The following is a 22933-nucleotide window of genomic DNA, read 5'->3' on the forward strand; positions in this document are numbered from 1 at the left end:
AGAAGGAAGCACCTCATGGACGTCATCTCCGTCATCCGGACCAAGCGGGACCGCGGTGAGCTGAGCCCCGAGCAGATCGACTGGGTCATCGACGCGTACACCCGCGGTGTCGTGGCCGACGAGCAGATGTCGGCGCTGGCGATGGCCATCCTGCTCAACGGCATGAACCGGACCGAGATCGCCCGCTGGACCGCGGCGATGATCGCGTCCGGCGAGCGCATGAACTTCGACTCCCTCTCCCGCCCGACCGCCGACAAGCACTCCACGGGCGGCGTCGGCGACAAGATCACCCTCCCGCTCGCCCCGCTCGTCGCCGCGTGCGGCGCGGCCGTGCCCCAGCTGTCGGGCCGCGGCCTCGGCCACACCGGCGGCACCCTCGACAAGCTGGAGTCCATCCCCGGCTGGCGCGCGCTGCTCTCCAACGAGGAGATGCTGCACGTCCTGGACACCACCGGCGCGGTCATCTGTGCGGCGGGCGACGGCCTGGCCCCGGCGGACAAGAAGCTCTACGCGCTGCGCGACGTCACCGGCACGGTCGAGGCCATCCCGCTGATCGCCTCCTCGATCATGTCGAAGAAGATCGCCGAGGGCACCGGTTCGCTCGTCCTGGACGTCAAGGTCGGCACCGGCGCCTTCATGAAGAACATCGAGGACGCCCGCGAGCTGGCCCGCACCATGGTCGGCCTCGGCACCGACAGCGGCGTCAAGACCGTCGCGCTCCTGACGGACATGTCCACCCCGCTGGGCCTGACCGCCGGAAACGCCCTCGAAGTCCGCGAGTCCGTCGAGGTCCTGGCCGGCGGCGGCCCCGCCGACGTGGTCGAGCTGACCATCGCGCTGGCCAAGGAGATGCTGGACGCGGCGGGCATCAAGGACGCCGACCCGGCGAAGGCCCTGGCCGACGGCTCCGCGATGGACCACTGGCGCCGGATGATCGCGGCCCAGGGCGGCGACCCGGACGCGACCCTCCCGGTCGCCCGCGAGCAGCACGTGGTCACCGCCCCCGAGTCGGGCGTCCTGACCCGCCTGGACGCGTACGGGGTCGGCGTCGCCGCCTGGCGTCTGGGCGCCGGCCGTGCGCGCAAGGAGGACCCGGTGCAGGCGGGCGCCGGCGTCGAGCTGCACGCGAAGCCGGGCGACACGGTGACGGCGGGCCAGCCGCTGATGACCCTGCACACGGACACCCCGGAGAAGTTCGACTACGCCCTCGCCTCCCTGGCGGGCACGTACGACATCGCCCCGGCGGGCACGGCCTTCTCCGCCACGCCGATCGTCCTGGACCGCATCGCCTGACCTGCGGCTTCCCTTTCGCGCGAACGGGACCGGCGGACCCCCGCCGGTCCCGTTCCGCATGCCGGGACCGGTGACGAGCCGTTCATGGTGCGTGCGGGTCCGCCGATGAGTTCCGGCGGGCGGGGGAGTCACCCCCTCGTGGAGATCCGACGACTCGTGCTGCCCGGTCCCGGACCGGCCGCCCCGCAGGATGCCGCGCTGCTGTGCGCCCGGCTGGCCCGGCTGTACGACGGCGGGGCGGGCGCGGTGGTCTGCGACGCCGCCGCGGTGACGGCGCCCGGGCTGGCCGACGTGCAGGTGCTGGCCAGGCTGCGGCTGGCCGCCCGGGGGCGGCCGCTGCGGGTGACCGGGGCGCCGCCCGCCCTGCGGGCCCTACTGCACCTCGTGGGCCTCGTCGAGCTGCTCGGGGAGCCTGAACAGCGGGAACCACCGCGCGGTGTCGAGGAAGGCGTTGAGCCCGACGATCCTGCCGTCTGAGATCTCCAGGACCTGGAGCGCCCACGGGGTGTGCCCGGGCCGCCCGTCCTCGCGCGGCCGGTACTGGCCGAAGGCCGGCATGCCGTTCGCCGTGGTCGCAACCAGCCGGGAGCCCTTGCAGCCGATGCCCTGGCCCAGGTGCCAGGCCGCGATGTCCTCGTGGCCCCGCAGCCACAGGTCGAACGGCGGCATCGACAGCACCGCGTCCTCGTGCAGGAGCGTGGTGAGCCGCGTGATGTCGTAGGCCTCGAAGGCGGAGACGTACTGCTCCAACAGCTTCGCCTGGTCCGCGTCGAGCGGATCCACCGGGTCGCTCTCGCGCAGCGACTGCCCGGCCAGGGTGGCCCGCGCCCGCTGGAGGGCGCTGTTCACCGAGGCGGTCGTGGTCTCCAGGAGCCGGGCCACCTCGTCGGCCTTCCAGGCCAGCACCTCGCGCAGGATCAGCACCGCCCGCTGCTTCGCCGGCAGGTGCTGGAGCGCCGCGACGAAGGCCAGCCGTACGGACTCCTTCGCCAGCGCCATCTCCGCGGGGTCGGCGGTCTGCGGCAGCACGCGGCCGTCCGGGACCGGCTCCAGCCAGGTCACCTCGGGGCGCTCGTTCAGCACGGCGGAGGCCTGGTGCTGCGGGGCGGTCAGGTCCATCGGGCGGGCCCGCCTGTTCCCGGCGTTCAGCAGGTCCAGGCAGACGTTGGTGGCGATCCGGTACAGCCACGACCGCAGCGAGGAGCGGCCCTCGAACTTGTCGTAGCTGCGCCAGGCGCGGATGTACGTGTCCTGCACCGCGTCCTCGGCGTCGAAGGACGAGCCGAGCATCCGGTAGCAGTAGCCGGTGAGCTCGACCCGGTACCGGTCCATCGCCGTGTCGAGGTCCACATCAGTGACGAGGTCGCTCATGTCCGTTCATCCCCCTGGTGGTTCCCGCTCCTTCGGAACCTACCCGAGGGGTCCGACAACGGCAGCCGGAAGCGCCGGAACACCCATGTATGTCGATATCAAGTTTCTTGACGTCAAGATTAATTTGCGGCAGGCTTCCGTCATGTATCTCGACGTCGAGATATATGGACGGTGGGCGCGGTCGATACGGGGGACTGGGATGCGGAGCGGCGCGAAGATCCGGAAGACGCGGCAGGGGGAAGCCGGACTGCTGGCGCAGCTGCGCCGGCCGCCCGGCGGCCGTGACGCGCGGATCATGCTGCTCACCCAGGCGCTGGACCGCGCGGGTACCGGCGTGTGGGCCGCGTCCTCCGTGCTCTACTTCACCTTCGTCGTCGGCCTCGACGCCGGACGGCTGGGCCTGCTGCTGGGCGCGGCCGGGGTGGCGGGCATCGCCGGATCGCCGCTGGCGGGCCACCTCGCGGACCGCTTCCAGGTGCGCGCCCTGCTGATCGGCTGCCACCTCATCCGCCTCGGGGCCCTCTGCGTGCTGCTGGTGGTCACCGACTTCGGCGTGCTGCTGCTCCTGTTCGCCGTCACCCACCTGGGAGACCGGGCCGCCAAGACGCTGGAGATGCTCTTCGCCACCCGCGTCGCGGGCGAGCGCCGTTCCACCTACCAGGCGCTGTCGCGCAGTTCGGCGAACGCCGGCTACGCGCTGGGCGCGGGCCTCGCCGCCATCGGGCTCGCCGTCGGCACCCGGGGCGCCTACCACGTGCTGATCCTCGCCAACGCGCTGTCGTTCCTCGTGGCCGCGGTCCTGGTGTGGCGCACCCGCGAGCCGCGCGGCCACGGACTGGTGGCCGCGCCGCCCGGCGCGCAGGAGTGCGATCCGGCGGCCGGGGAGGGCGATGCGGCCGGGGATGCCGGTGCCGCCGGGCGGAGCCCCTGGCGGGACCGCGGCTACCTCCGGTTCGTCCTGCTGGACATCCCCATGAACCTCGACGACTCGATCCTCGGCATCGGCCTGCCGCTGTGGCTGGTCAGCCACACCGCGGCCCCGCACGCCCTGATCCCGGCCTTCCTCGTCATCAACACCGTGCTCGTCGTCGCCCTGCAGCTACGGGTCTCGGCGCGGGTCCGCGACGCCCGCGGGGCGACCGGCGCGGTCGCCCTGTACGGGCTGCTGACGCTCGCCTGCTGCGTCCTCCTCGCCGCAGCGCCCGGGGGCGGGGCATGGGCCGCCTCGGCCGCCCTGCTCGCCGCGGCGGTGCTGGCCACCGCGGCGGAACTGATGCGCTCGGTCAGCTCCTGGGAACTGGCCGTCTCCCTCGCACCCCAGGAGGCGCGCGCCTCGTACCTGGGGGTGGCCGGCATGGCCCAGTCCGTCCAGAAGTCCGCGGGCCCGCTGCTGCTCACCGGCGCGGTGATGGCGGCCGGCCCGGCGGGCTGGCTGGTCCTCGGGGTGGGGGTGGCGGGACTGTCCCTCGTCCAACGCCGCTCCAGCCTGCGGAGGTTGGACGACCTGCGTGCCGCATCCGCGGCCCCGGCCGAGGGCGCCGCCCGCACCGGCTAGGTGCCGGGCTTGCGGCCGTACACGTAGACGTCCTCGCCGTTGCCCAGCATGTTCCAGTACGCCTTGGCGTCGGCGGGCCGCATGTTCACGCAGCCTCCCGAACCGGGCGGGTTCCACATGCTCTTGGTGGTCGAGTGGAAGGCGATGCCGCCGTCGAAGAACTGCGCGTACGGCATCGAGACGTTGTAGAGCGTCGACCAGTGGTCGATGTTCCGGTAGTAGATCTTCTTCAGGCCGGTCCGGGTCTCCGTGCCGTCCTTCCCGGTGCGGACCGGGACGGGCCCGTACTTCAGGGTGGCCCCGTCCTGGATCCAGCTGAGCTGGCGCGTCAGGTCGACGCAGGCGATCCGCCCCCGGTTCACCGGGCAGTCGCCCGCCTTGTTCGGGGTGGTGCCGGCGGCCCGCTGGGCCAGCATCGTGCTCATCGTCTGCCAGGTCAGCGGCCCGGCGTAGCCCTGGGTGGGGGTGATCCCGTGGCTCGCCTGGAACGACCGTATCGCCGTGCAGTCGGCCGCCGACTGCTTCCCGTCCACCGGCCGCCCGAGGAACTGCTCGACCTGCCGCTGGTACGGCCCGGTGGTGAGGTTGCAGGGGGCGGCGGCCTGCGCCGCCCCGCCGCCCGCGACCACCAGCGGCAGGGCCAGCGCCGCCGCCCCGCCCAGTACCGCCGCCCGCGTCCCGATCCCCATCCGGTCCTCCCCTGCTCGGCATGCGTTGTTCTCCGTGTTCAATGCCCGGAAAACAAGCAGGGGTTGCCTCCTGCGGGAGCGTAGATTTCGTCAGCGCGCGCCCACGGCCGATGCCGGCATCCGCCGCTCCGCGCGCGCCGCGTGCGACCCGTACAGGGTGATCGACACGACGCCGAGCACCGCCAGCAGGGCGATGCCCACCGTGGCGGCCCACCCGGCCCCGTGGTAGGCGAGGGCGCCCAGGGTGCCGCCGGCGCTGGAGCCGAGGTAGTACGCCGACTGGTAGAGCGCGGAGGCCTGCGCCCGGCCCGTCTTCGCCGTCCGGCTGACCGCGGCGGAGGCCACCGCGTGCCCCGCGAAGAAGCCCGCGGTGATCAGGACCAGGCCGAGCACGATCGCCGCCAGGGAATCGGAGAGCGACAGCAGCAGGCCCAGCGCCGTGGTGGTCACGGCCAGGTACAGCGCGCCGCGCCGCCCCGCCCGGGCCACCAGCTTGCCCGCGGCGGCGGAGGAGACCGTACCGACCAGGTAGATCAGGAAGATCGACCCGATCACGCCCTGCCCGAGCGAGAACGGCTCGTCGACCAGGCGGTAGCCGATCACGGTGTAGACCGCGCCGAACACCGTCATGAACAGCGCGCCGATCCCGTACAGCCGCAGCAGCAGCGGATCGCGCAGATGACCGGCGACGGTACGGCCCACCGCGCGCGGGTTCAGCGACGCGGGGCGGAAGAACCGCGCCCGGGGCAGCAGCACCAGGAAGGCCACCGCACACGCCAGCGACATCAGGGCGACGGCCAGCAGGCCCGCCCGCCAGCCCCACAGCTGCGCGGCCCAGCCGGTGACGAGCCGGCCGCTCATACCGCCGATGGAGTTCCCCGCCACGAACAGGCCGATCGCACCCACCAGGGCCTTCGGCCTGACCTCCTCCGCCAGGTACGCCATCGCCGAGGCCGGGATCCCGGCGATCGCCGCGCCCTGCACGGCGCGCAGCGCCACCAGCCACTCCACGCTCGGCGCGAACGGCACCAGCAGGCCCACGCCGACGGCGATCACCATCGAGCAGGTCATCATCCGGGTGCGGCCGAACCGCTCGGACAGTGCGCTCAGCGGCAGGACGAACAGCGCGAGCGCGCCGGTGGCCGCGGACACCGTCCAGCTGGCCTGACCCGCCGTCACTCCGAAGCCGGCGGAGATCGCGGGCAACAGCGCCTGGGTGGAGTAGAGGAGGGCGAACGTCGCGAGTCCGGCGGCGAAGAGCGCGAGGCTCATCCGGCGGTAGCCGGGCCGGCCGGGGGAGAGCGGCTGCGGTGCGGGGGACGACGGGGTGGAGGCACCCGGGATGACGGGTGCCCCGGTATGAACGGGAGGCATGCTTCGACGGTAGGCCCCGCTTTTTCATGCGTCCAATGCACAGAATCGCGATAATCGATCCACTGATGCATCAACCCAGCTCAGAAGCGTGGATGTCGATGAACCGTTACGTAGAAGACATGGCCGTGACAACTTTGCTGGCCCCGCGGCTGGCGTACTTCGCCGCCGTGGCCCGCCACGAGCACGTCACCCGCGCCGCCCACGAGCTGGGCGTCCCGCAGTCCACCCTCTCCCGCGCCATGGTCCGGCTCGAACAGGACCTCGGCGTCACGCTGTTCGCCCGCAAGGGCCGTACGGTCGCCCTCACCACGGCGGGCCGCACCTTCCTCGCCTCGGCCGAGCAGGCCCTGACGGAGATCGGCCGCGCCGCCGAATCCGTACAGCAGGACGCCGATCCGACCGCCGGCAAGGTGGCCTTCGGCTTCCTGCACACCCTGGGGTCCGAGACCGTACCCGGCCTCATCCGGGCCTTTCGCGCCGACCACCCGCGGATCCGGTTCTCTCTCGTCCAGAACTACGGCGAGGCCATGCTGGAGAAGCTCCGGGCCGGCGAACTCGACCTGTGCCTGACCTCCCCGCTGCCCGACGCCCCCGACCTGGTCGCCCGCCGCCTCGACGAACAGCGGCTGCGGCTGGTGGTTCCAGACGACCACCGGCTCGCGACCCGCAAGCGCATCCGCCTGGCCGAGGCCGCCGAGGAAACCTTCGTCACCCTGGAGCCCGGCTACGGCATGCGCCGCATCACCGACGACCTGTGCGCGGAGGCCGGGTTCACCCCGAAGGTCGCCTTCGAGGGCGAGGAGGCCGAAACCCTGCGCGGCCTGGTCGCCGCCGGCCTCGGCGTGGCTCTCCTGCCACCCCCGGCCGTGGCCCGCCCCGGGGTCGTCGAGCTGACGGTCACCGCCCCGCGCGCCGTCCGCGAGATCGGCGTCGCCTGGCTCGACGGCCACCCCGACACCCCGCCGGTCGCCGAGTTCAAGCGCTTCCTCCTCTCCCGCCGCGGCCGTCTGATCCCCGAACTGGAGCCACTGCCCTAGGGGGCGTCCTGCCGGTCCGCCAAGCGAAAACCGATGGCCGTCCGCAGCTCCGGCGAGCAGAATCACCGAGGTTGCCGGGGTCGAGGGGGATGCTGTTTGGACGTGTTCGCGTGCGCCGGGTGCGGTGCGGAGCTGACGGCCCCGGTCTCCCGGGTCGCCCTCCCCGTCCACACCCACTACGGGGCGTGGGAGCAACTGCACCCCCCGCTGATGGAACCGGCGACGTACGCCGTCGAACCCCGGCCCACCGGACTGCCCCGGCGGCCGTGGGACGAGGTGGGGGAGGAACTGGCGGCCGGGCAGGGGGTGTACCTGCCCCAGCACTCCGTGTCCTTCGGGCCGCGGGGCGCGGTCGTCATCGCGCCCGGCGACTCCCGGGGCATGGCCCTGATCCCCGAGAAGTGTGCGGGCTACTGCATGGGCATCGACGGCAGGGACGGACCCAATCTGGCCTGCGAGGGCTGCGGGCGCGCCGTGGCGACGCGGATGGACGACTGCGGGCTGTGGCAGGCGGTGTGGCTGCAGCCCGACGCCGTGCGGCGCGTGCCCTCGGGCCTGCCCGCCGTCCCGGTCCCCGGCTGGGACGAGCTGGAGCTGGAGTCGTACGCCGTGCCGCCCGTCGAGCTCGACGGGTCCTGGAGCCGCCGCTGGGAGGCCGCGGTCCCCGTGGCGCTCGCCCACCTGGTGGTGGCCTGCGAGGGCCGCCCGGTGGCGCTGCCCGGCCCCCTTTCCGAACTGCTCGGCGACGCCGTCGCCGGCTGCCTGCCCGCCGGACCCCCGGTCCTCACCACGATCCTGGCCGGGCCGGGGACGCCCGTGCTCCGGTCCGGCGCCGACGTCCTCGTCGTACCCCGCCACCCGGTCACGGGGGAGCCGTGGCGGCCCCCGCACGGCGCGGCGCCCGTGGTACCGCTGGACATCGGGGTCTGGGCCCACCTCGTACTCCCGCGGGAGACCTCGCCGCTGCCCGCCTCCGGCAGGCTGCCGGAAGGGGTCCTGCGCGACGACTACCCCCTGCCGCTGCGCCCGTGGCGCGGGTTCCGGCCCCACGCCGGGGCGTTCAGGGACACCCTGGCGCACCTCCCCGGCATCCGCCGTCCGGAGCTGCGCGCCTACTACGACCGGTACGCCAGGACCTAGGTGGTGTCCGGCGGGGCCGGGTCCGGGGCCGGGTCCGGGGCCGGGTGCGAGGAGAGCAAGTAGCCCGCCTGGAAGCGGGACTTGGCGCCCACCGCGCGCATGATCTCGGCGATGTGGCGCTGGCAGGTCCGTTCCGACATGCCCAGGCGGCGGGCGATCACCCTGTCCTCCAGCCCCTCCGACAGCAGCCGGACGATCGTCTGCCGCAGCTCGTCCGAGATCGACCGGGCCGCTTCCGGGCCCACCGACGTGGGGAAGGGCTCCGCGCCCAGCCAGGAGCGCTCGAAGGTCGCCGTCATGAAGTGCACGACGCTCGGCTCCCGCACCACCAGCGCCGCCCCGCTGCGGTCCGGCACCGCCATCAGGCCCGTGTGGTCGTCGAAGATCAGCATGCGCATCAGCCCGTCGCCCAGGGTCCGCACCTGCGCGCCCAGTGCCGTCACCCGCTCGACGTACGCGGCCGTGGGCCGTGAGTAGCGCGCCGTGTGCTGGTAGATCGTGCGCATCCGGACCCCGCGCGCCAGCAGCGACTCGTCCCGCCCGATCGATTCCTCCAGCGTCTCCACCGGGCGGCCCCCGCCGGGCTGCGAGGTCAGCAGCTCCCGCTCGCACGCCTCGGCCAGCTCCGCGATCAGCGCCCGTACCGCGCCGAGGTCCGTGACCAGCTCCAGACGGCCCGACCCGCTCAGGTCCCGGTGCGCGGTCCCGGCCTCGTACGCGGGCACCAGCGCCTCCAGCCGCCCGCGCAGCCGGTCCATCTCGTCGTGGGTCTCCCGTGCGAGCAGGGCCAGCGGGGCCAGGGCCCGGGCCGCCGCGGCCCGGGGCGCCACGGCGCTCCAGTGGTCCGGGTCGTCGCCCGGGGCCCGCTGGACCAGGTGTGCGGCGGCCAGCTCGGTGATGGCGGCGGCCGCCCGCACGCCCAGGGCCGCGGTGGCCTCGGCCGTGTCGAAGGCGTGCCGCTCGACGGCGTACGCGTACAGGCGCCGGGCGGCGGGACTCAGCTCCCCGACAGCTCCGGCAGCTCCGGCGGCCCCGGCTTCCTCGGCAGGCATAGGCATATCCGTCCCGGGTTGCCCCGATTCGTAAACCCCTCGGGTTCCCGCAAGGCGGCAAGACGACGCCTGAACGGCCCCCTCGGCACCCGGCGGCCGGGCACAGTGGCTGCACGGCGCGAGAGGGGGAGCGCGGTGCAGCAGCGGACACCCAGGCGAGAACGGGGGCCCGTGTCCTGCTGAGCCCGCGCCCGCCGTGGTGGTCGCGCCAGATCCATCGGTGCCGTCCGACCGTGAGGGGGCGGAGCGGCAGGTACGGACGGACTGGCGCGACCCCGGAGCCCGGGCCCGTCAGCCGGAGCCCGGCTTCGCGAAATCGCCGTAGCCAGTCCAGTCCAGCACGACGCACGGCTCGTCACCCACGACCGAGGCGTCGTGCCCCGGTGCGATCCGGATGAACTCGCCCGCGCCGATCTCGGCGCTCTCCCCGTCGTCCATGACCACCTTCATCCGGCCGCTCACCACGTACCCGGTGTGAGAGGCCTGGCAGCTGTCCGTGCCGGCCAGCGGCTTGATGTGCAGCGACCAGCGCCAGCCCGGCTCGAAGACCGCGCGCCCCACTGCCCCGCCCTCGGTGTTGAGCACGTCCAGCCGGCCCGTCCTGGCCTCGAAGGGGCGTGTCTCGTCGGGCTCGTCGAAATTCCTGTGCACCAATCCGCCCATGACCGGTCGCCTCCGGAGGAAGAGCGACATCCCGAGTCCACTCCCCACGGTACGCGCGCCGCGCCCGCGGCTCACCTCCTCAGCGACCTCCCGAAGCCCGAGGCCAGCGGCATCCGCAGGCCCAGCGGCGGGGGCGCGGCCAGGGCGTCCGTCACCGGCCGTGAGTACCGCCCCGAGAACACCGCGCCGAGGACGAAGTCCACGGCCAGCGCCACCACTTCGGGCTGGTGCTCGCGCAGCCCGTGCCCGTCCGAATGCACCTCGAACCGGCACGTCGACCGGTTCGCCTTCTTCGCCCGCGCCGCCAGCCGGAAGGAGCTCTCGGGGTCGCTGCGCGCGTCATTGGTGCCGTGCACGATCAGCACCTGCCGTCCCGACAGCTGTTTCACCGGTTCCGGGGAGTCCGCCGCGGGCCCCGCCCCTAAGCAAGGGGCGATCGCCACGACCGAGTTGACGGCCCTGTGCCCCGCCGCCCGCAGCGCGGCCAGGCCGCCCGCGTCGTAGCCCGCCAGGCACACCGGCACGTCCCCGTACCGCCGCACCACCTCGTCCGCCGCCCACCCCGCCTGTTCCTCCCGGGCGGAGTCCCCGCCGTGGATGACCGTGTGCGTGACCAGGCCCTCCGCCCCTCCGGCCCGGGCCAGCGCCCGCGCGAGCGGGCGCAGTGGACCGGGGGAGAATCTGGACGCCCCGGGGAGCAGGAGCACCACTCCGCCCACCGCACTTTCCGTCGAACCCGAGCCGGTTCTCGCGCCGGCCGCCCGCCCCAGACGGGCCCCGCGCGCCGGCGGCGCATGCTGTGCCATGGCGGAACAGTCTCAGACCTTCAGGTGTACGCCATCCGTCCGCGCGGTCTCTGTTACATATCGACGCCCGCCGGGGACATTCCGCTCTACGCGCGTAGGAGTAGAGTGCGCAGATGACGAGCGAGACCCCCAACCTGCCGACCCCGGACCAGATCCGTCGTTCCCCGAAGGTGCTGCTGCACGATCACCTCGACGGTGGACTGCGTCCCGGGACCATCATCGAGCTGGCCCGCGAGGTCGGCTACGAGAACCTCCCCGAGACCGACGCCGACAAGCTCGGCATCTGGTTCCGCGAGGCCGCCGACTCCGGTTCCCTGCCGCGCTACCTGGAGACCTTCGCGCACACCTGCGCGGTCATGCAGACGAAGGCCGCCCTCTTCCGGGTCGCCGCCGAGTGTGCCGAGGACCTGGCCGAGGACGGCGTCGTGTACGCCGAGATCCGCTACGCCCCCGAGCAGCACCTGGAGGCCGGCCTGACCCTCGAAGAGGTCGTCGAGGCCGTGAACGACGGCTTCCGCGAGGGTGAGCGGCGCGCGAAGGCCAACGGCCACCGCATCCGCGTCGGCGCCCTGCTGACCGCGATGCGCCACGCCGCCCGTGCGCTGGAGATCGCCGAGCTGGCGAACCGCTACCGCGACAACGGCGTGGTCGGCTTCGACATCGCCGGTGCCGAGGCCGGGTTCCCTCCCACCCGCCACCTCGACGCCTTCGAGTACCTCAAGCGCGAGAACAACCACTTCACCATCCACGCGGGCGAGGCCTTCGGTCTGCCGTCGATCTGGCAGGCCCTGCAGTGGTGCGGCGCCGACCGCCTCGGTCACGGCGTGAAGATCATCGATGACATCGAGGTCGCCGAGGACGGTTCCGTGACCCTGGGCCGCCTGGCCTCGTACGTCCGGGACAAGCGCATCCCCCTGGAGATGTGCCCGACCTCGAACCTGCAGACCGCCGCGGCCGCCTCGTACGCCGAGCACCCGATCGGCCTGCTGCGCAAGCTGCACTTCAGGCTCACGGTCAACACGGACAACCGCCTGATGAGCGGCACCAGCATGAGCCGCGAGTTCGAGCACCTGGTCGACACCTTCGGCTACACGCTGGACGACATGCAGTGGTTCACCGTCAATGCGATGAAGTCCGCGTTCATTCCTTTCGATGAACGACTGGCCATGATCAATGAAGTGATCAAGCCCGGTTATGCGGAGCTGAAGTCGGAATGGCTGTTCCGTCAGACCGCTTCGACCAGCGGTTCCGTCTCGGCCTAGGCCATGGCGTGACGTAACGGAAGCGCCCGGGAGGGATATTTCCCGGGCGCTTTCTCGTATTTAAGGATGTTTGCGGGCGGGGGTTTGAAGTGACTAGTTTGCGGAGCCGCTCAATTCCCCGTCGCAAGGACAACTTTTCATGAAGCAGTCAGCTGCCAAGACCCTCGGTACCGCCGTTCTCGGTGTCGCCTTCGCCGCGGTCGCCGCCGGTACGGCCTCCGCCGCCGCCCCGGCGATCGGCCTCGCGGACACGCTGGGCACCGCCACCGGCGCGCTCCAGGGCGTGACCAGCCAGCAGCACGTGAGCCCCGAAGGGCAGCAGTCGAGCGACCCCACCTCTCAGGTCACCGGTGCGCTCGCCCCGCTCACCGGCGCCCTGAACGGTCTCGGCGGCTGACGCTGCCGCTTCCGTGGACCCGTACACGTGTGCGGTGGGTGCATGCTCCTCGATCGGGCATGTGTCCCGCCGCGCCGTGTGCCACGATCGCCACCAACTGCCCGCCGACGTCTTGGGTATGAGGTTCTCGGTCATGCGCATGAAGGCACGAGCGACCACGGTCGCCCTGGTCCCCGCCCTGCTGTTCGCCGCAGTGGGGTGCAGCAGTACGAACACTCCCGCGACGGGCAGGGCCCCGGATCCGAAGGGCTCCGCGGGCAGTGCATCCGCCGCGCCCGGAGCCCCGGCGCCCTCCTCCGCGGCGACCGGACCGGCCGCGCCGAAGACCGGTGGCAGCAGGGTTGAGCGGTCCGCGCTGGCACAGGGCGACCTGGTCGGCTACCAGGTCTCCGCCCAGGGCAAGAACCCCAATGCCCCGGACGGTCAGCCGCAGGCCGACAAGAAGGCCTGCCAGCCGCTGGCCGACATGATGGGCGACAAGCCGGACCCGTCCGCGCGCGAGACCGTCAGCCGCGGCATCGGCTCCCAGAAGCAGGTCGGGCTCGCCGTGTCCGCCACCGTCAGCTCCTACACCGAGAGCGACGCCAAGGCGCTGATCGCACGGCTCAAGGCCGCGCTCGCCGCCTGCGGTACGGGCTTCACCGCCAAGGTCGAGAAGCAGACCGGCAGCTACCGCGACGTGCGCGCCGCCGACTACCGCACGAGCGGCGACGAGAGCGTCAGCTGGACCATGACCGCCGCCGCCGAGGGCGTGTCGGCGCAGGTCCACCTGGTCGTCGTACGCAAGGGCGACACCGTCGTGCGGCTGACGGCCCTCAATGTGGCCGGGGCCGGGCAGAAGGCGCTGGTGCCGCAGGAAGTGGCCGACAAGCAGCTGGAAAAGGTCCAAAAGGCCGGCTGACCCCGCCGGCCGACCGGGGCCGGCCGCCGGACGGGCTCCGGTCTACCAGGCGGCAGAGGTGGACTTCTCGTTCGGCAGCAGCACCCACAGCGCGATGTAGATCAGGAACTGCGGGCCGGGCAGCAGGCACGAGACGGCGAATATGGCGCGCATCGTGTTCGCGGAAATTCCGAAACGCCGTGCCAGTGCGGCGCAGACTCCGCCGATCCAGCGGCCGTCACGGGGGCGGACCAGGGCGCTCATGAGGTTCTCCTTCGTCGGGATCGCTTTCTTGCGATGACTCAATACTCCCGCTGGACCGCTGACAGAACGTCGGTCCAGGGGCCGAGCCCGACCCTGGAAATCTTCGGGGTGTCCCCCTGATAAACGGTGTGTGAGCGCCTCAGCCGGGCCCGCAGCGCCGGTACGACGGCCACGTGCGCGAGCACCACGCCGACGGTGTTCAGCAGCACCGAGTCCACGTCGACGACCTGGCCCGGGACCGCGGTCTGGAGCATCTCGATGCACACCGAGACCAGCGCGCCCGCGGCGGCCGTCCGGGCCAGGGAGGACCACGCGGACAGGGCCGACGGCGCGAGCCGTCCGCTGATCAGCGGCACCAGTACCCCGAGCGGGGCCAGCAGCGCGAGTCCCTCGCCGATCCGCCGGGCGGCCTCCAGGGGCCCGAGGGCGAGGTGCGAGGCGATCCCCTCCAGCGGGCTCAGATTGGCCGCCGCGGCCCAGGGCACGTCCAGCGGCCGCAGAGTCAGCCAGCCGACGACCACGAGATGGGCGGCGAGCAGGACCCCGGCCAGGACACGGAGACGGAGGTTGATCGCGGTGGCGGTGGCGGCACGTTCGCCGGCCTCAAGACGCTGCACACCTGCGAGGACGCATCACCCGGTAGCGCCGGTTCCGGCCCGGAGGAGGGTGTGGCGGGGAGCACCCGAATGGGGGCGGACCGGCCGGCGCCACCGGTCGGCGACCGGCGGCGACCCGTCAGCGGGTGGCGAGCAGGACGATCAGGAGCAGCGCGCCGACGAGCGCGGGCGCGATGATCTCGTACGACCAGCGCACGCGCACGCTGCCCTGGGCGCCGGGCCGCGACGCGCCGCGCTCGGCCAGCCCCTGGAGCTCGTCGACGATCCGGTCGGCACTGGCCCGCATCGGTTCGGACGCGGTGGAGCGGGCGCGCGCGGCCGGGTCACCTCCGCCGCCCGGTTCACGGCGGTCGAGGGCGTTGCGGCGCATCTGCTGTCGGTTGGCCTTCTTGCGCTCCCGCAGCGAGACGGGCACGGACCAGAGCTGGTACTTCGATCCCTCGGCCAGCACCTCGGCCGAGTACCCGGCGCGCACCGCGTCCACGGCCGCCCAGGGCAGCTCGATCATCCGGAAGGGGTTGCGCACGCGCATCCGGTCGTCATTGGCGAAGACGGCCGGGCGGATGGTGAACGCGACGATCAGCGGTACGGCGCACAGCGCCACCGCCGCCGCGATCCACCGGGCGTCGGCGGAGCCCCGCACCAGGGCGTCGCCGCAGAGCCATGCGGTCAGCGCGAGCAGCAGTACCCCCGAGAGGACGCCCATGGAGGAGCGGTAGACCCGGTCGTCGTACACCGGTTCGTCGGTCGGCTGCTGCTGGCTGCTCATGAGGTCGATTCTGCCCCACGCCCTCTCAGCCCACGAGATCGGCGTACACGATGATGTTGTCGGGCCGGTGGCCGCCCGTGATCTCGCCGCCGCAGGTGATGACGCGCAGCTCCGGGCGGGTGGTGTCGCCGTAGACCCTGGCGGTCGGGAACGCCGACTTGCCGACCTGCTCCAGCTCGCGGACGCGGAAGACGGCGGTGGTGCCGTCCGCCCGGGAGACGGTGATCTCCTCGCCGGTGCGCACGCGCGAGATGTCCTTGAGCACGGCCGGGCCGCGCGCGGTGTCGAAGTGGCCGATGAGCACGGCGGGTCCGGTCTCGCCGGGTGTGACGCCCTTGGTGTACCAGCCGATCTTGTCCCCGTCGGCCACGGAGGGCACTTCGACGGTGCCGTCGGCGGCCAGCCCCAGCTCCAGCACCGGGGAGGCGTCCACCCCGGCCGCGGGGATCCGTACGCGTACGGGCGCGGAGGCGGGCAGCGGGGCGGCCGTCGCGGCGGCGGGCGGAGCGCTGGTGGGTACGACGGAGGGCGGCGCGGCGGAGGGTGCGGCGGGCGCCGGACCCGCCGCGGCGGTGCAGCCGGTCAGGGCGGCGCAGAGGAGGGCGGCGGCGAGCAGGACGCGGGCGCGGTGGGCCATGGGGTGCTCCGGGAACGGCTTCCGGCAGGCCACCGCGGAGGTGGCCCGCCGGCAGGAAGGACGGGAGGGCGAGCGGGTTCCGTCAGCGCTGGGCGCGGCGGCGGCGGAGCAGTACGGACGCCCCCAGTGCGGCGAAGACCGCGGCGAGACCGGTGCCGGCCAGGGCGGTGGTCGAGTCGTCGGTGTCCTCGGCGGCGATCTCGGCCCCTGCGGCGACCCCGCCCTTGGGGACGACGGAGGTCTGTCCGGCGGTCTGCGGCTTGGGAGCCGGGGCCGCACTCGTGCCCGCAGTGGTGCCCGGGGTGGTGGTCGGAGCCGGCTCGGTCAGCTTGTAGTTCGGCTTGCAGCCCTTGGGCAGCGCGGGGAAGGAGGCCCGGCCGAGCGGCATGGGGCCGCCCTGGGTCTTCCACTCGAAGACCGGCTCGGCGCTGCTCGGGTTCACGATCCGGGCGATGATGCCCGCCGACTCGGGCAGCTGGGGGAAGCCGCGGTCCAGCAGCCGCCACGGGGTGGTGTCGTCACCGGAGGTCCACAGCGCGACCCGCGGGCCGTCGGGGGACATGGACAACTCGGCGCTCATGCCCGCGCCCATGTCCTGCGACGTGACCTCGGAGGAGCAGACCTGGCCGGCCTTGCCCTCGGGCAGCGGGTAGGACTTGGCGACCCCGTCCGTGGTGACGACGAGCACCGGGGCCGTGGTCTGCGCCCCGGTGAGCGTGAAGGAGGCCCCGTACGCCTTGTCGGAGGTCTGCTGGCGGTTCACCAGGGCCACGACGTGGGTCATGTAGTCCTCGCCCGGCTTCCAGTCCGTGCCGACGTAGCGGATCCATGCCTCGGGGCCCTCGGACTTGTTGCGCAGCACCGCGACCATGCCGTTGCCGACGTGGACCGGCCGGCCCTCGTAGCGGCTGTTGTCCGACGGGGCGGGGACCGCCTTGCCCTTCGGCAGCGGGAAGGACTTGGTGGCGCCGTTCGCGGTCACGGTGAGCACCGGCTCGGCCGTGTCCGCCTCGGTGAGGGTGAAGACCGTCCCCTGCTTCGACTCCGTGGTGTGCGCGCGGTCGAGGGACACCAGCGCCTGCGGGTGCGTCGTGCCGTCCTTGTCCACGACGTGGATCGTCACGGAGGGCGCCTCCGTCACGGAGTTGACCATGTGCGCCACCAGGTTGTCGCCGAGGGCGACCTTCGCGGGCTCGGACGCGGCCGCCTTCGCCGTCGCTGCCGGCGGGGCGGGCGCCGCGAAGGCGGCACCTGCGGCAGGAACCAGCATCGCGCCCGAGAGGGCGGCGGTGACGATTGCCGTGCGGAGGGTGAGGGCGGTACGCATAACGACTCCTTGGAAACATGGTCGAGGAAGTGGAGGAGAGTCGCATGCCGCGTTGCGTCTGGACGGTCCTTTTCAACCGGGTCAGGTGTGGCGGGCTGCTGAGAACAAAGTTACGGATCTTGTGCGCCCGGACGATCCGCCTCCTGTCATCGCCGTGTAACGGAGAGTGGAGGTGTCGATTCCATAGCGGATCCAGGGGCGGGGGTGACAGGTCGCTACGCGCGTAGATATGCTCATCTGGTGACCATGCCCACCACCCTCACCGCATTCGCTGACGTGACGACGTCCGACAGTGCGCTGCGCCGCTTCCTGCACGGGCTGCCCGGCGTCGACGCAGTCGGACTGGAGGCCCGCGCGGCCTCCCTCGGCACCCGTTCGATCAAGACGACGGCCAAGGCGTACGCCATCGACCTGGCCATCTCGATGATCGACCTGACGACGCTGGAAGGCGCGGACACCCCGGGCAAGGTCCGGGCGCTCTCCGCCAAGGCCGTCCATCCCGATCCGACCGACCGTACGACGCCCATGACCGCCGCGGTCTGCGTCTACCCCGACATGGTGGCCACCGCCAAGGCCGCGCTGAACGGTGCCGACGTCAAGGTCGCCTCCGTCGCCACGGCCTTCCCGGCCGGCCGCGCCGCCCTGCCCGTCAAGCTCGCGGACACCCGTGACGCCGTCGCCGCCGGCGCCGACGAGATCGACATGGTCATCGACCGTGGCGCCTTCCTCGCCGGCCGCTACCTGGAGACGTACGAGCTGATCAAGGCCGTCAAGGAGGCCTGCGTCCGTGAGGACGGCAGCGCCGCGCGCCTGAAGGTCATCTTCGAGACCGGCGAGCTGTCGACCTACGACAACATCCGCCGCGCCTCCTGGATCGGCATGCTCGCGGGCGCCGACTTCATCAAGACGTCGACCGGCAAGGTGGGCGTCAACGCCACCCCCGCGAACACCCTGCTCATGCTCGAAGCCGTCCGCGACTTCCGGGAGCAGACTGGAATCCAGATCGGCGTGAAGCCGGCCGGCGGCATCCGCACCACCAAGGACGCGATCAAGTTCCTGGTCCTGGTCAACGAGACCGCGGGCGAGGACTGGCTGAGCAACCACTGGTTCCGCTTCGGCGCCTCCAGCCTGCTCAACGACCTGTTGATGCAGCGCCAGAAGCTGAGCACCGGCCGTTACTCCGGTCCCGACTACGTGACGGTGGACTGATCACCATGGCATCTGTATTCGAGTACGCACCGGCTCCCGAGTCCCGCTCGGTCGTCGACATCGCCCCCTCCTACGGGCTCTTCATCGACGGTGAGTTCACCGACGCCGCCGACGGCCGGGTCTTCAAGACCGTCTCGCCGAGCAGCGAAGAGGTCCTGGCCGAGGTCGCCCAGGCGGGCGCCGCCGACGTGGACCGTGCCGTCAAGGCAGCCCGCAGGGCCTTCGAGAAGTGGTCCGCGCTGCCCGGCGCCGAGCGCGCCAAGTATCTCTTCCGCATCGCCCGGATCATCCAGGAGCGAAGCCGCGAGCTCGCCGTCCTGGAGACCCTGGACAACGGCAAGCCGATCAGGGAGACCCGCGACGCGGACCTCCCGCTGGTCGCCGCGCACTTCTTCTACTACGCGGGCTGGGCCGACAAGCTCGACCACGCGGGCTACGGCGCGAACCCGCGCCCGCTCGGCGTGGCCGGCCAGGTCATCCCGTGGAACTTCCCGCTGCTGATGCTCGCGTGGAAGATCGCCCCGGCGCTCGCCGCCGGCAACACGGTCGTCCTGAAGCCCGCCGAGACCACGCCGCTCTCCGCGCTGTTCTTCGCGGACATCTGCCGCCAGGCGGGCCTGCCCAAGGGCGTCGTCAACATCATCCCCGGCTACGGGGACGCGGGCGCCGAGCTGGTCGCCCACCCGGACGTCAACAAGGTCGCCTTCACCGGCTCGACCGCGGTCGGCAAGGCCATCGCCCGCCAGATCGCCGGTACGGACAAGAAGGTCACCCTGGAGCTGGGCGGCAAGGGCGCCAACATCGTCTTCGACGACGCCCCCATCGACCAGGCCGTCGAGGGCATCGTCAGCGGCATCTTCTTCAACCAGGGCCAGGTCTGCTGCGCAGGCTCCCGCCTGCTGGTCCAGGAGTCGATCCACGACGAGCTGCTGGACTCCCTCAAGCGCCGCCTCTCCACGCTGCGGCTGGGCGACCCGCTCGACAAGAACACCGACATCGGCGCGATCAACTCCGCCGAGCAGCTCGCCCGGATCACCGCGCTCGCGGAGACCGGCGAGGCCGAGGGCGCCGAGCGCTGGTCCCCGGCGTGCGAGCTGCCGTCCTCCGGCTACTGGTTCGCCCCGACGCTCTTCACGAACGTCACCCAGGCGCACACCGTCGCCCGCGACGAGATCTTCGGCCCGGTGCTGTCCGTGCTGACCTTCCGCACGCCCGACGAGGCCGTCGCCAAGGCCAACAACAGCCAGTACGGGCTCTCCGCCGGCATCTGGACGGAGAAGGGCAGCCGCATCCTCGCGGTCGCGAACCAGCTCCGCGCGGGTGTCGTGTGGGCCAACACGTTCAACAAGTTCGACCCGACCTCGCCCTTCGGCGGCTACAAGGAGTCGGGCTTCGGCCGCGAGGGCGGCCGCCACGGCCTGGAGGGCTACCTCGATGTCTGATCAGTCAGCGGCGTCCCGCCTGCATGTCTTCAAGACCTACAAGCTGTACGTCGGGGGCAAGTTCCCCCGCTCCGAGAGCGGCCGGGTGTACGAAGTGACGGACTCCAAGGGCAAGTGGCTGGCCAACGCCCCCCTGTCCTCCCGCAAGGACGCGCGTGACGCCGTCGTCGCGGCCCGCAAGGCATTCGGCGGCTGGTCGGGCGCGACCGCGTACAACCGCGGGCAGGTCCTCTACCGCATCGCCGAGATGCTGGAGGGCCGCCGGGAGCAGTTCGTCCGCGAGGTCGGCGAGGCCGAGGGCCTGTCCAAGTCGAAGGCCGCCGCGGTCGTCGACGCGGCCGTCGACCGCTGGGTCTGGTACGCGGGCTGGACCGACAAGATCGGCCAGATCGTGGGCGGGGCCAACCCGGTCGCGGGCCCGTTCTTCAACCTCTCCACCCCGGAGCCGACCGGTGTGGTCACGGTCGTCGCCCCGCAGGAGTCGTCCTTCCTGGGCCTGGTCTCGGTGATCGCCCCGGTGATCGCGACGGGCAATACCGCCGTCGTCATCGCCAGTGAGAAGTCCCCGCTGCCGGCCCTCTCCCTGGGTGAGGTGCTCGCCACCTCCGATCTGCCCGGCGGCGTGGTCAACATCCTGTCCGGCAAGGCCGGCGAGATGGGCCCGCACCTGGCGTCCCACCAGGACGTCAACGCGATCGACCTGGCCGGGGCCGATGCGGCGCTGGCCAAGGAGCTGGAGATCGCGGCGGCCGACAACCTCAAGCGTGTCCTGCGTCCACAGCCTGTGGACGACTGGAGCGCCGACCCGGGCACGTCGCGCATGACGGCGTTCCTGGAGACCAAGACCGTCTGGCACCCGACCGGGTCGCTGGGCGCGGGCGGCTCGTCCTACTAGTCCTCCCGGGACAGGCCCCGTACGAGACCGGCCCCGGCAGCGTCCCCCGCGCTGCCGGGGCCTTCTCGTGCCCGTCGCCCCGCGCCTACTTCTTCGGGAGCACCGGCCCGAGCAGCGAGGAGGCGGCGGCGGTCGGCAGTTCGCCGACCGAGGGCCCCTGGGTCAGGATTCCGGTGACCATCCCGGTCCCGACGGACGGGAAGTCGGCGACCTTCGTGGCGACCCCGTTGTCCAGCGGGTCCACACCGGTGTGGGCGAGCGGGTTCACCTTCAGGTTCGCGATCGGGTCGGTGACCCCGGCCAGCGCCGCCGGGACGTCGAGCTCGCCGGCCTGGGCGCCGCCCGCGGCCATCGCCAGGGCGGCGCCGGCCATCGAGACGGTCAGTCCGGCGCTGCGGAGCCGGTTCGGTAGGGAAGGGGCTGCGTGACGTGCCATGGGGATCCCGCCTGAGGTCGTAGTCGCGTGCGCACGCAGCGTAGTTGAGGTGTGTTCCTGGACACCAACCGGCCACCGGGAGGATCCCCTACCCGGGGGAATGGTTCAGACTGGTGTCCCGTGAGCTCCTCCTCTCCTTCGCCGACCCGAGTCGTCCTGCTGACCGGTCCGTCGGGCTCCGGAAAATCCTCGCTGGCCGCCCGATCGGGGCTGCCCGTGCTGCGCCTCGACGACTTCTACAAGGAGGGGGACGACCCCACCCTCCCGCTCGTCGACGGCAGCTCCGACATCGACTGGGACTCCCCGCTGTCCTGGGACGCGGACGCGGCGGTCGCCGCGATCGCCGAACTGTGCGCGGCGGGGCGGACCGACGTCCCGGTGTACGACATCGCGACGAGCTCCCGCACGGGCGCCGAGAGCCTCGACATCGCCCGCACCCCGCTGTTCATCGCGGAGGGCATCTTCGCCGCCGACATCGCGGAACGCTGCCAGGAGCTCGGGCTCCTCGCGGACGCCATCTGCCTGCGGGGACGCCCCTCCACGACCTTCCGCCGCCGGCTCGCCCGTGACCTGCGGGAGGGCCGCAAGTCCGTGCCGTTCCTGCTGCGCAGGGGCCTGCGGCTGATGCGGGCCGAGCGCGGCATCGTGGCCCGGCACGTCGCGCTGGGCGCGCACGCCTGCGCCCGCGACGAGGCGCTGGGCCGCCTGGCCGCGGCCGCGGCGGGCCGCCACCGCACGACGACCCCGGCCTAGGGGCCCGCCGACTCGGCGGGGCGCGCTGCTTTGCGGACACTCACCAGCCTCGCCGCCGCCGCGCCCCCGCCCCGCCGCCCCGGGCGCGGTGTACCGCCGGACCCGCGGACGCGAAAAGGCGGGACCGCGCGGACCCCCGTCCGCTCGATCCCGCCTTTTCCCCCCGCGGCCCCCGTCCCACCCCCGTAGGACGGGCCCCCTGGCCCGATGGCTTTTGTGTGTGCCGCCGTTACGCGACGAGCTCCTCGAAGGACTCCGCCTCGTCACGGCCGAAGCTCAGCGCCTCGTCCTCCCGCAGGCGGCGCAGCGAGCGCCAGATGCTCGACTTCACCGTGCCGACGCTGATGCCGAGGATCTCGGCGATCTCCGGGTCCGTGCGGCCCTCGTAGTAGCGGAGCACCAGCATGGTGCGCTGCGGCTCCGGGATGCGGGTCAGCGCCTGCCACAGCACCGCGCGCAGCTCCGTACCGCGCATCGCGTCCGTGTCGGAGGCCGTCTCCGGCAGCTCCTCCGTCGGGTACTCGTTCAGCTTCCGCCGACGCCACGCGCTGATGTGCAGGTTGGTCATGGTGCGGCGCAGGTAGCCGCCGACGGCCGCCTTGTCGCTGATCCGGTCCCAGGCGCGGTACGTGGAGAACAGCGCGCTCTGCAGCAGGTCCTCGGCTTCGTAACGGTCGCCGGTGAGGTGGAAGGCCGTCGCGTACAGCGCGGCCCGCCGCTCCTGGACGTACGCCGTGAACTCCGCCTCCGAGGTGGAGGAGGGCGTCTGCGGCTCGGCGGGAACCGCCTGGTACTGGTTTGCGTCAATGGCTACGACGTGGGCCGGCCGGGGACGGGCGACCGCCACCGTACGGACACCCGCCCGGCGGTTCACATCGTGCAGCCGCGTGACAACCGCGCTGGTCGTGGTGCTGTGCAGCGTGTTCATCTCGCGCCCCCCGTCGTGGAGTGTGTCTGCTTCGGTCCGTTGTGCGTTGATAGAAGATTGCCCCGCCGACTTAACCGGGGTGTCCGTCGACTGTCACAGCCGTGTCACAGGGACTTCTGACAGGACACCGACAGGAT

Annotated in this window: 25 protein-coding genes; 12 read left to right on the forward strand and 13 right to left on the reverse strand. The window is 72.4% G+C overall.

Annotated elements, in window-relative coordinates:
• Positions 1–15: 15 nt before the first annotated feature.
• Positions 16–1293 (forward strand): thymidine phosphorylase, encoded by a 1278-nt coding sequence (locus ACWGE1_RS07825; protein ID WP_030009876.1) that lies wholly within the window; start codon positions 16–18, stop codon positions 1291–1293.
• 138 nt (positions 1294–1431) lie between these two features.
• Positions 1432–1770 carry an STAS domain-containing protein gene (locus ACWGE1_RS07830; protein WP_453419665.1) on the forward strand — a complete coding sequence of 113 codons (339 nt, stop codon included), beginning with the start codon at positions 1432–1434 and terminating at the stop codon, positions 1768–1770.
• On the opposite strand, the gene ACWGE1_RS07835 is transcribed toward ACWGE1_RS07830, so the two are convergent.
• On the reverse strand, positions 1666–2664 hold the full coding sequence (locus ACWGE1_RS07835) for a sigma-70 family RNA polymerase sigma factor (RefSeq protein WP_453419666.1): 999 nt from the start codon (positions 2662–2664) through the stop codon (positions 1666–1668). The genes ACWGE1_RS07830 and ACWGE1_RS07835 overlap by 105 nt on opposite strands.
• 142 nt (positions 2665–2806) lie before the next feature.
• Here ACWGE1_RS07835 and ACWGE1_RS07840 point away from each other — a divergent pair, with 142 nt between their 5' ends.
• Positions 2807–4219 (forward strand): MFS transporter, encoded by a 1413-nt coding sequence (locus ACWGE1_RS07840; protein WP_453419667.1) that lies wholly within the window; start codon positions 2807–2809, stop codon positions 4217–4219.
• On the opposite strand, the gene ACWGE1_RS07845 is transcribed toward ACWGE1_RS07840, so the two are convergent.
• Both ACWGE1_RS07845 and ACWGE1_RS07850 read right to left on the reverse strand, forming a co-directional pair.
• Entirely contained in the window at positions 4216–4908 is a 693-nt protein-coding gene (locus ACWGE1_RS07845) for a L,D-transpeptidase family protein (protein ID WP_453419668.1), read from the reverse strand. The genes ACWGE1_RS07840 and ACWGE1_RS07845 overlap by 4 nt on opposite strands.
• 90 nt (positions 4909–4998) lie before the next feature.
• Positions 4999–6282, reverse strand: a complete 1284-nt coding sequence (locus ACWGE1_RS07850; RefSeq protein ID WP_453419669.1) for an MFS transporter — start codon at positions 6280–6282, stop codon at positions 4999–5001.
• Between the two features lie 62 nt (positions 6283–6344).
• On the opposite strand from ACWGE1_RS07850, the gene ACWGE1_RS07855 reads away from it, so the two are divergent.
• Positions 6345–7319: a LysR family transcriptional regulator gene (locus ACWGE1_RS07855; RefSeq protein WP_453419692.1), complete on the forward strand. Its 975-nt coding sequence runs from the start codon at positions 6345–6347 to the stop codon at positions 7317–7319.
• Between the two features lie 102 nt (positions 7320–7421).
• Positions 7422–8459 (forward strand): hypothetical protein, encoded by a 1038-nt coding sequence (locus ACWGE1_RS07860; RefSeq protein ID WP_453419693.1) that lies wholly within the window; start codon positions 7422–7424, stop codon positions 8457–8459.
• Here ACWGE1_RS07860 and ACWGE1_RS07865 read toward each other — a convergent pair.
• The 3 genes from ACWGE1_RS07865 to ACWGE1_RS07875 form a co-directional block, all read right to left on the reverse strand.
• Complete coding sequence (locus ACWGE1_RS07865; protein WP_453419670.1) at positions 8456–9511, reverse strand: LuxR C-terminal-related transcriptional regulator; 1056 nt, start codon at positions 9509–9511, stop codon at positions 8456–8458. The two genes, ACWGE1_RS07860 and ACWGE1_RS07865, sit on opposite strands and share 4 nt — an antisense overlap.
• A gap of 291 nt (positions 9512–9802) precedes the next feature.
• Complete coding sequence (locus ACWGE1_RS07870) at positions 9803–10174, reverse strand: cupin domain-containing protein (RefSeq protein WP_453419671.1); 372 nt, start codon at positions 10172–10174, stop codon at positions 9803–9805.
• Positions 10175–10245: 71 nt separating this feature from the next.
• Positions 10246–10980 (reverse strand): alpha/beta hydrolase, encoded by a 735-nt coding sequence (locus ACWGE1_RS07875; protein WP_453419672.1) that lies wholly within the window; start codon positions 10978–10980, stop codon positions 10246–10248.
• A gap of 113 nt (positions 10981–11093) precedes the next feature.
• Between ACWGE1_RS07875 and ACWGE1_RS07880 the strand changes: the two genes are divergently transcribed.
• From ACWGE1_RS07880 to ACWGE1_RS07890, 3 genes are all read left to right on the forward strand, one after another.
• Entirely contained in the window at positions 11094–12242 is a 1149-nt protein-coding gene (locus tag ACWGE1_RS07880; RefSeq protein WP_030663837.1) for an adenosine deaminase, read from the forward strand.
• 139 nt (positions 12243–12381) lie between these two features.
• Positions 12382–12639, forward strand: coding sequence for a hypothetical protein (locus ACWGE1_RS07885; protein ID WP_453419673.1), 258 nt, complete (start codon positions 12382–12384; stop codon positions 12637–12639).
• Positions 12640–12778: 139 nt separating this feature from the next.
• A complete protein-coding gene (locus ACWGE1_RS07890; protein WP_453419674.1) occupies positions 12779–13540 on the forward strand; it encodes a hypothetical protein in 762 nt (253 codons plus the stop codon).
• Positions 13541–13582: 42 nt separating this feature from the next.
• On the opposite strand, the gene ACWGE1_RS07895 is transcribed toward ACWGE1_RS07890, so the two are convergent.
• The 5 genes from ACWGE1_RS07895 to ACWGE1_RS07915 all read right to left on the reverse strand — a co-directional run bounded on the left by ACWGE1_RS07895 (position 13583) and on the right by ACWGE1_RS07915 (position 17133).
• Complete coding sequence (locus ACWGE1_RS07895; RefSeq protein ID WP_453419675.1) at positions 13583–13783, reverse strand: PspC domain-containing protein; 201 nt, start codon at positions 13781–13783, stop codon at positions 13583–13585.
• A 38-nt stretch (positions 13784–13821) separates the two neighbouring features.
• Positions 13822–14400: a VanZ family protein gene (locus ACWGE1_RS07900; RefSeq protein ID WP_453419676.1), complete on the reverse strand. Its 579-nt coding sequence runs from the start codon at positions 14398–14400 to the stop codon at positions 13822–13824.
• Between the two features lie 118 nt (positions 14401–14518).
• Complete coding sequence (locus ACWGE1_RS07905) at positions 14519–15169, reverse strand: PH domain-containing protein (protein ID WP_453419677.1); 651 nt, start codon at positions 15167–15169, stop codon at positions 14519–14521.
• Positions 15170–15194: 25 nt separating this feature from the next.
• Positions 15195–15806, reverse strand: coding sequence for a class F sortase (locus ACWGE1_RS07910; protein ID WP_453419678.1), 612 nt, complete (start codon positions 15804–15806; stop codon positions 15195–15197).
• Positions 15807–15888: 82 nt separating this feature from the next.
• Entirely contained in the window at positions 15889–17133 is a 1245-nt protein-coding gene (locus tag ACWGE1_RS07915; RefSeq protein ID WP_453419679.1) for a hypothetical protein, read from the reverse strand.
• A 246-nt stretch (positions 17134–17379) separates the two neighbouring features.
• Between ACWGE1_RS07915 and deoC the strand changes: the two genes are divergently transcribed.
• From deoC to ACWGE1_RS07930, 3 genes are read left to right on the forward strand one after another with little or no spacing between them, the layout of a single operon-like run.
• Positions 17380–18342, forward strand: a complete 963-nt coding sequence (deoC, locus tag ACWGE1_RS07920) for a deoxyribose-phosphate aldolase (protein ID WP_453419694.1) — start codon at positions 17380–17382, stop codon at positions 18340–18342.
• 5 nt (positions 18343–18347) lie between these two features.
• Positions 18348–19784, forward strand: a complete 1437-nt coding sequence (locus ACWGE1_RS07925; RefSeq protein WP_453419680.1) for an aldehyde dehydrogenase family protein — start codon at positions 18348–18350, stop codon at positions 19782–19784.
• Positions 19777–20679: an aldehyde dehydrogenase family protein gene (locus ACWGE1_RS07930; protein ID WP_453419681.1), complete on the forward strand. Its 903-nt coding sequence runs from the start codon at positions 19777–19779 to the stop codon at positions 20677–20679. The genes ACWGE1_RS07925 and ACWGE1_RS07930 overlap by 8 nt, the downstream gene beginning before the upstream one ends.
• 85 nt (positions 20680–20764) lie before the next feature.
• Here the strand turns inward: ACWGE1_RS07930 and ACWGE1_RS07935 are convergent, their stop codons facing one another.
• On the reverse strand, positions 20765–21115 hold the full coding sequence (locus ACWGE1_RS07935) for a hypothetical protein (protein ID WP_189733100.1): 351 nt from the start codon (positions 21113–21115) through the stop codon (positions 20765–20767).
• Between the two features lie 51 nt (positions 21116–21166).
• Here ACWGE1_RS07935 and ACWGE1_RS07940 point away from each other — a divergent pair, with 51 nt between their 5' ends.
• A complete protein-coding gene (locus ACWGE1_RS07940) occupies positions 21167–21868 on the forward strand; it encodes a uridine kinase family protein (RefSeq protein WP_453419682.1) in 702 nt (233 codons plus the stop codon).
• 229 nt (positions 21869–22097) lie between these two features.
• Here ACWGE1_RS07940 and ACWGE1_RS07945 read toward each other — a convergent pair whose 3' ends face one another.
• Positions 22098–22796 carry a SigE family RNA polymerase sigma factor gene (locus ACWGE1_RS07945; RefSeq protein WP_374775516.1) on the reverse strand — a complete coding sequence of 233 codons (699 nt, stop codon included), beginning with the start codon at positions 22794–22796 and terminating at the stop codon, positions 22098–22100.
• Between the last annotated feature and the right edge of the window lie 137 nt (positions 22797–22933).

This window comes from Streptomyces sp. NPDC054932 (assembly GCF_053610205.1).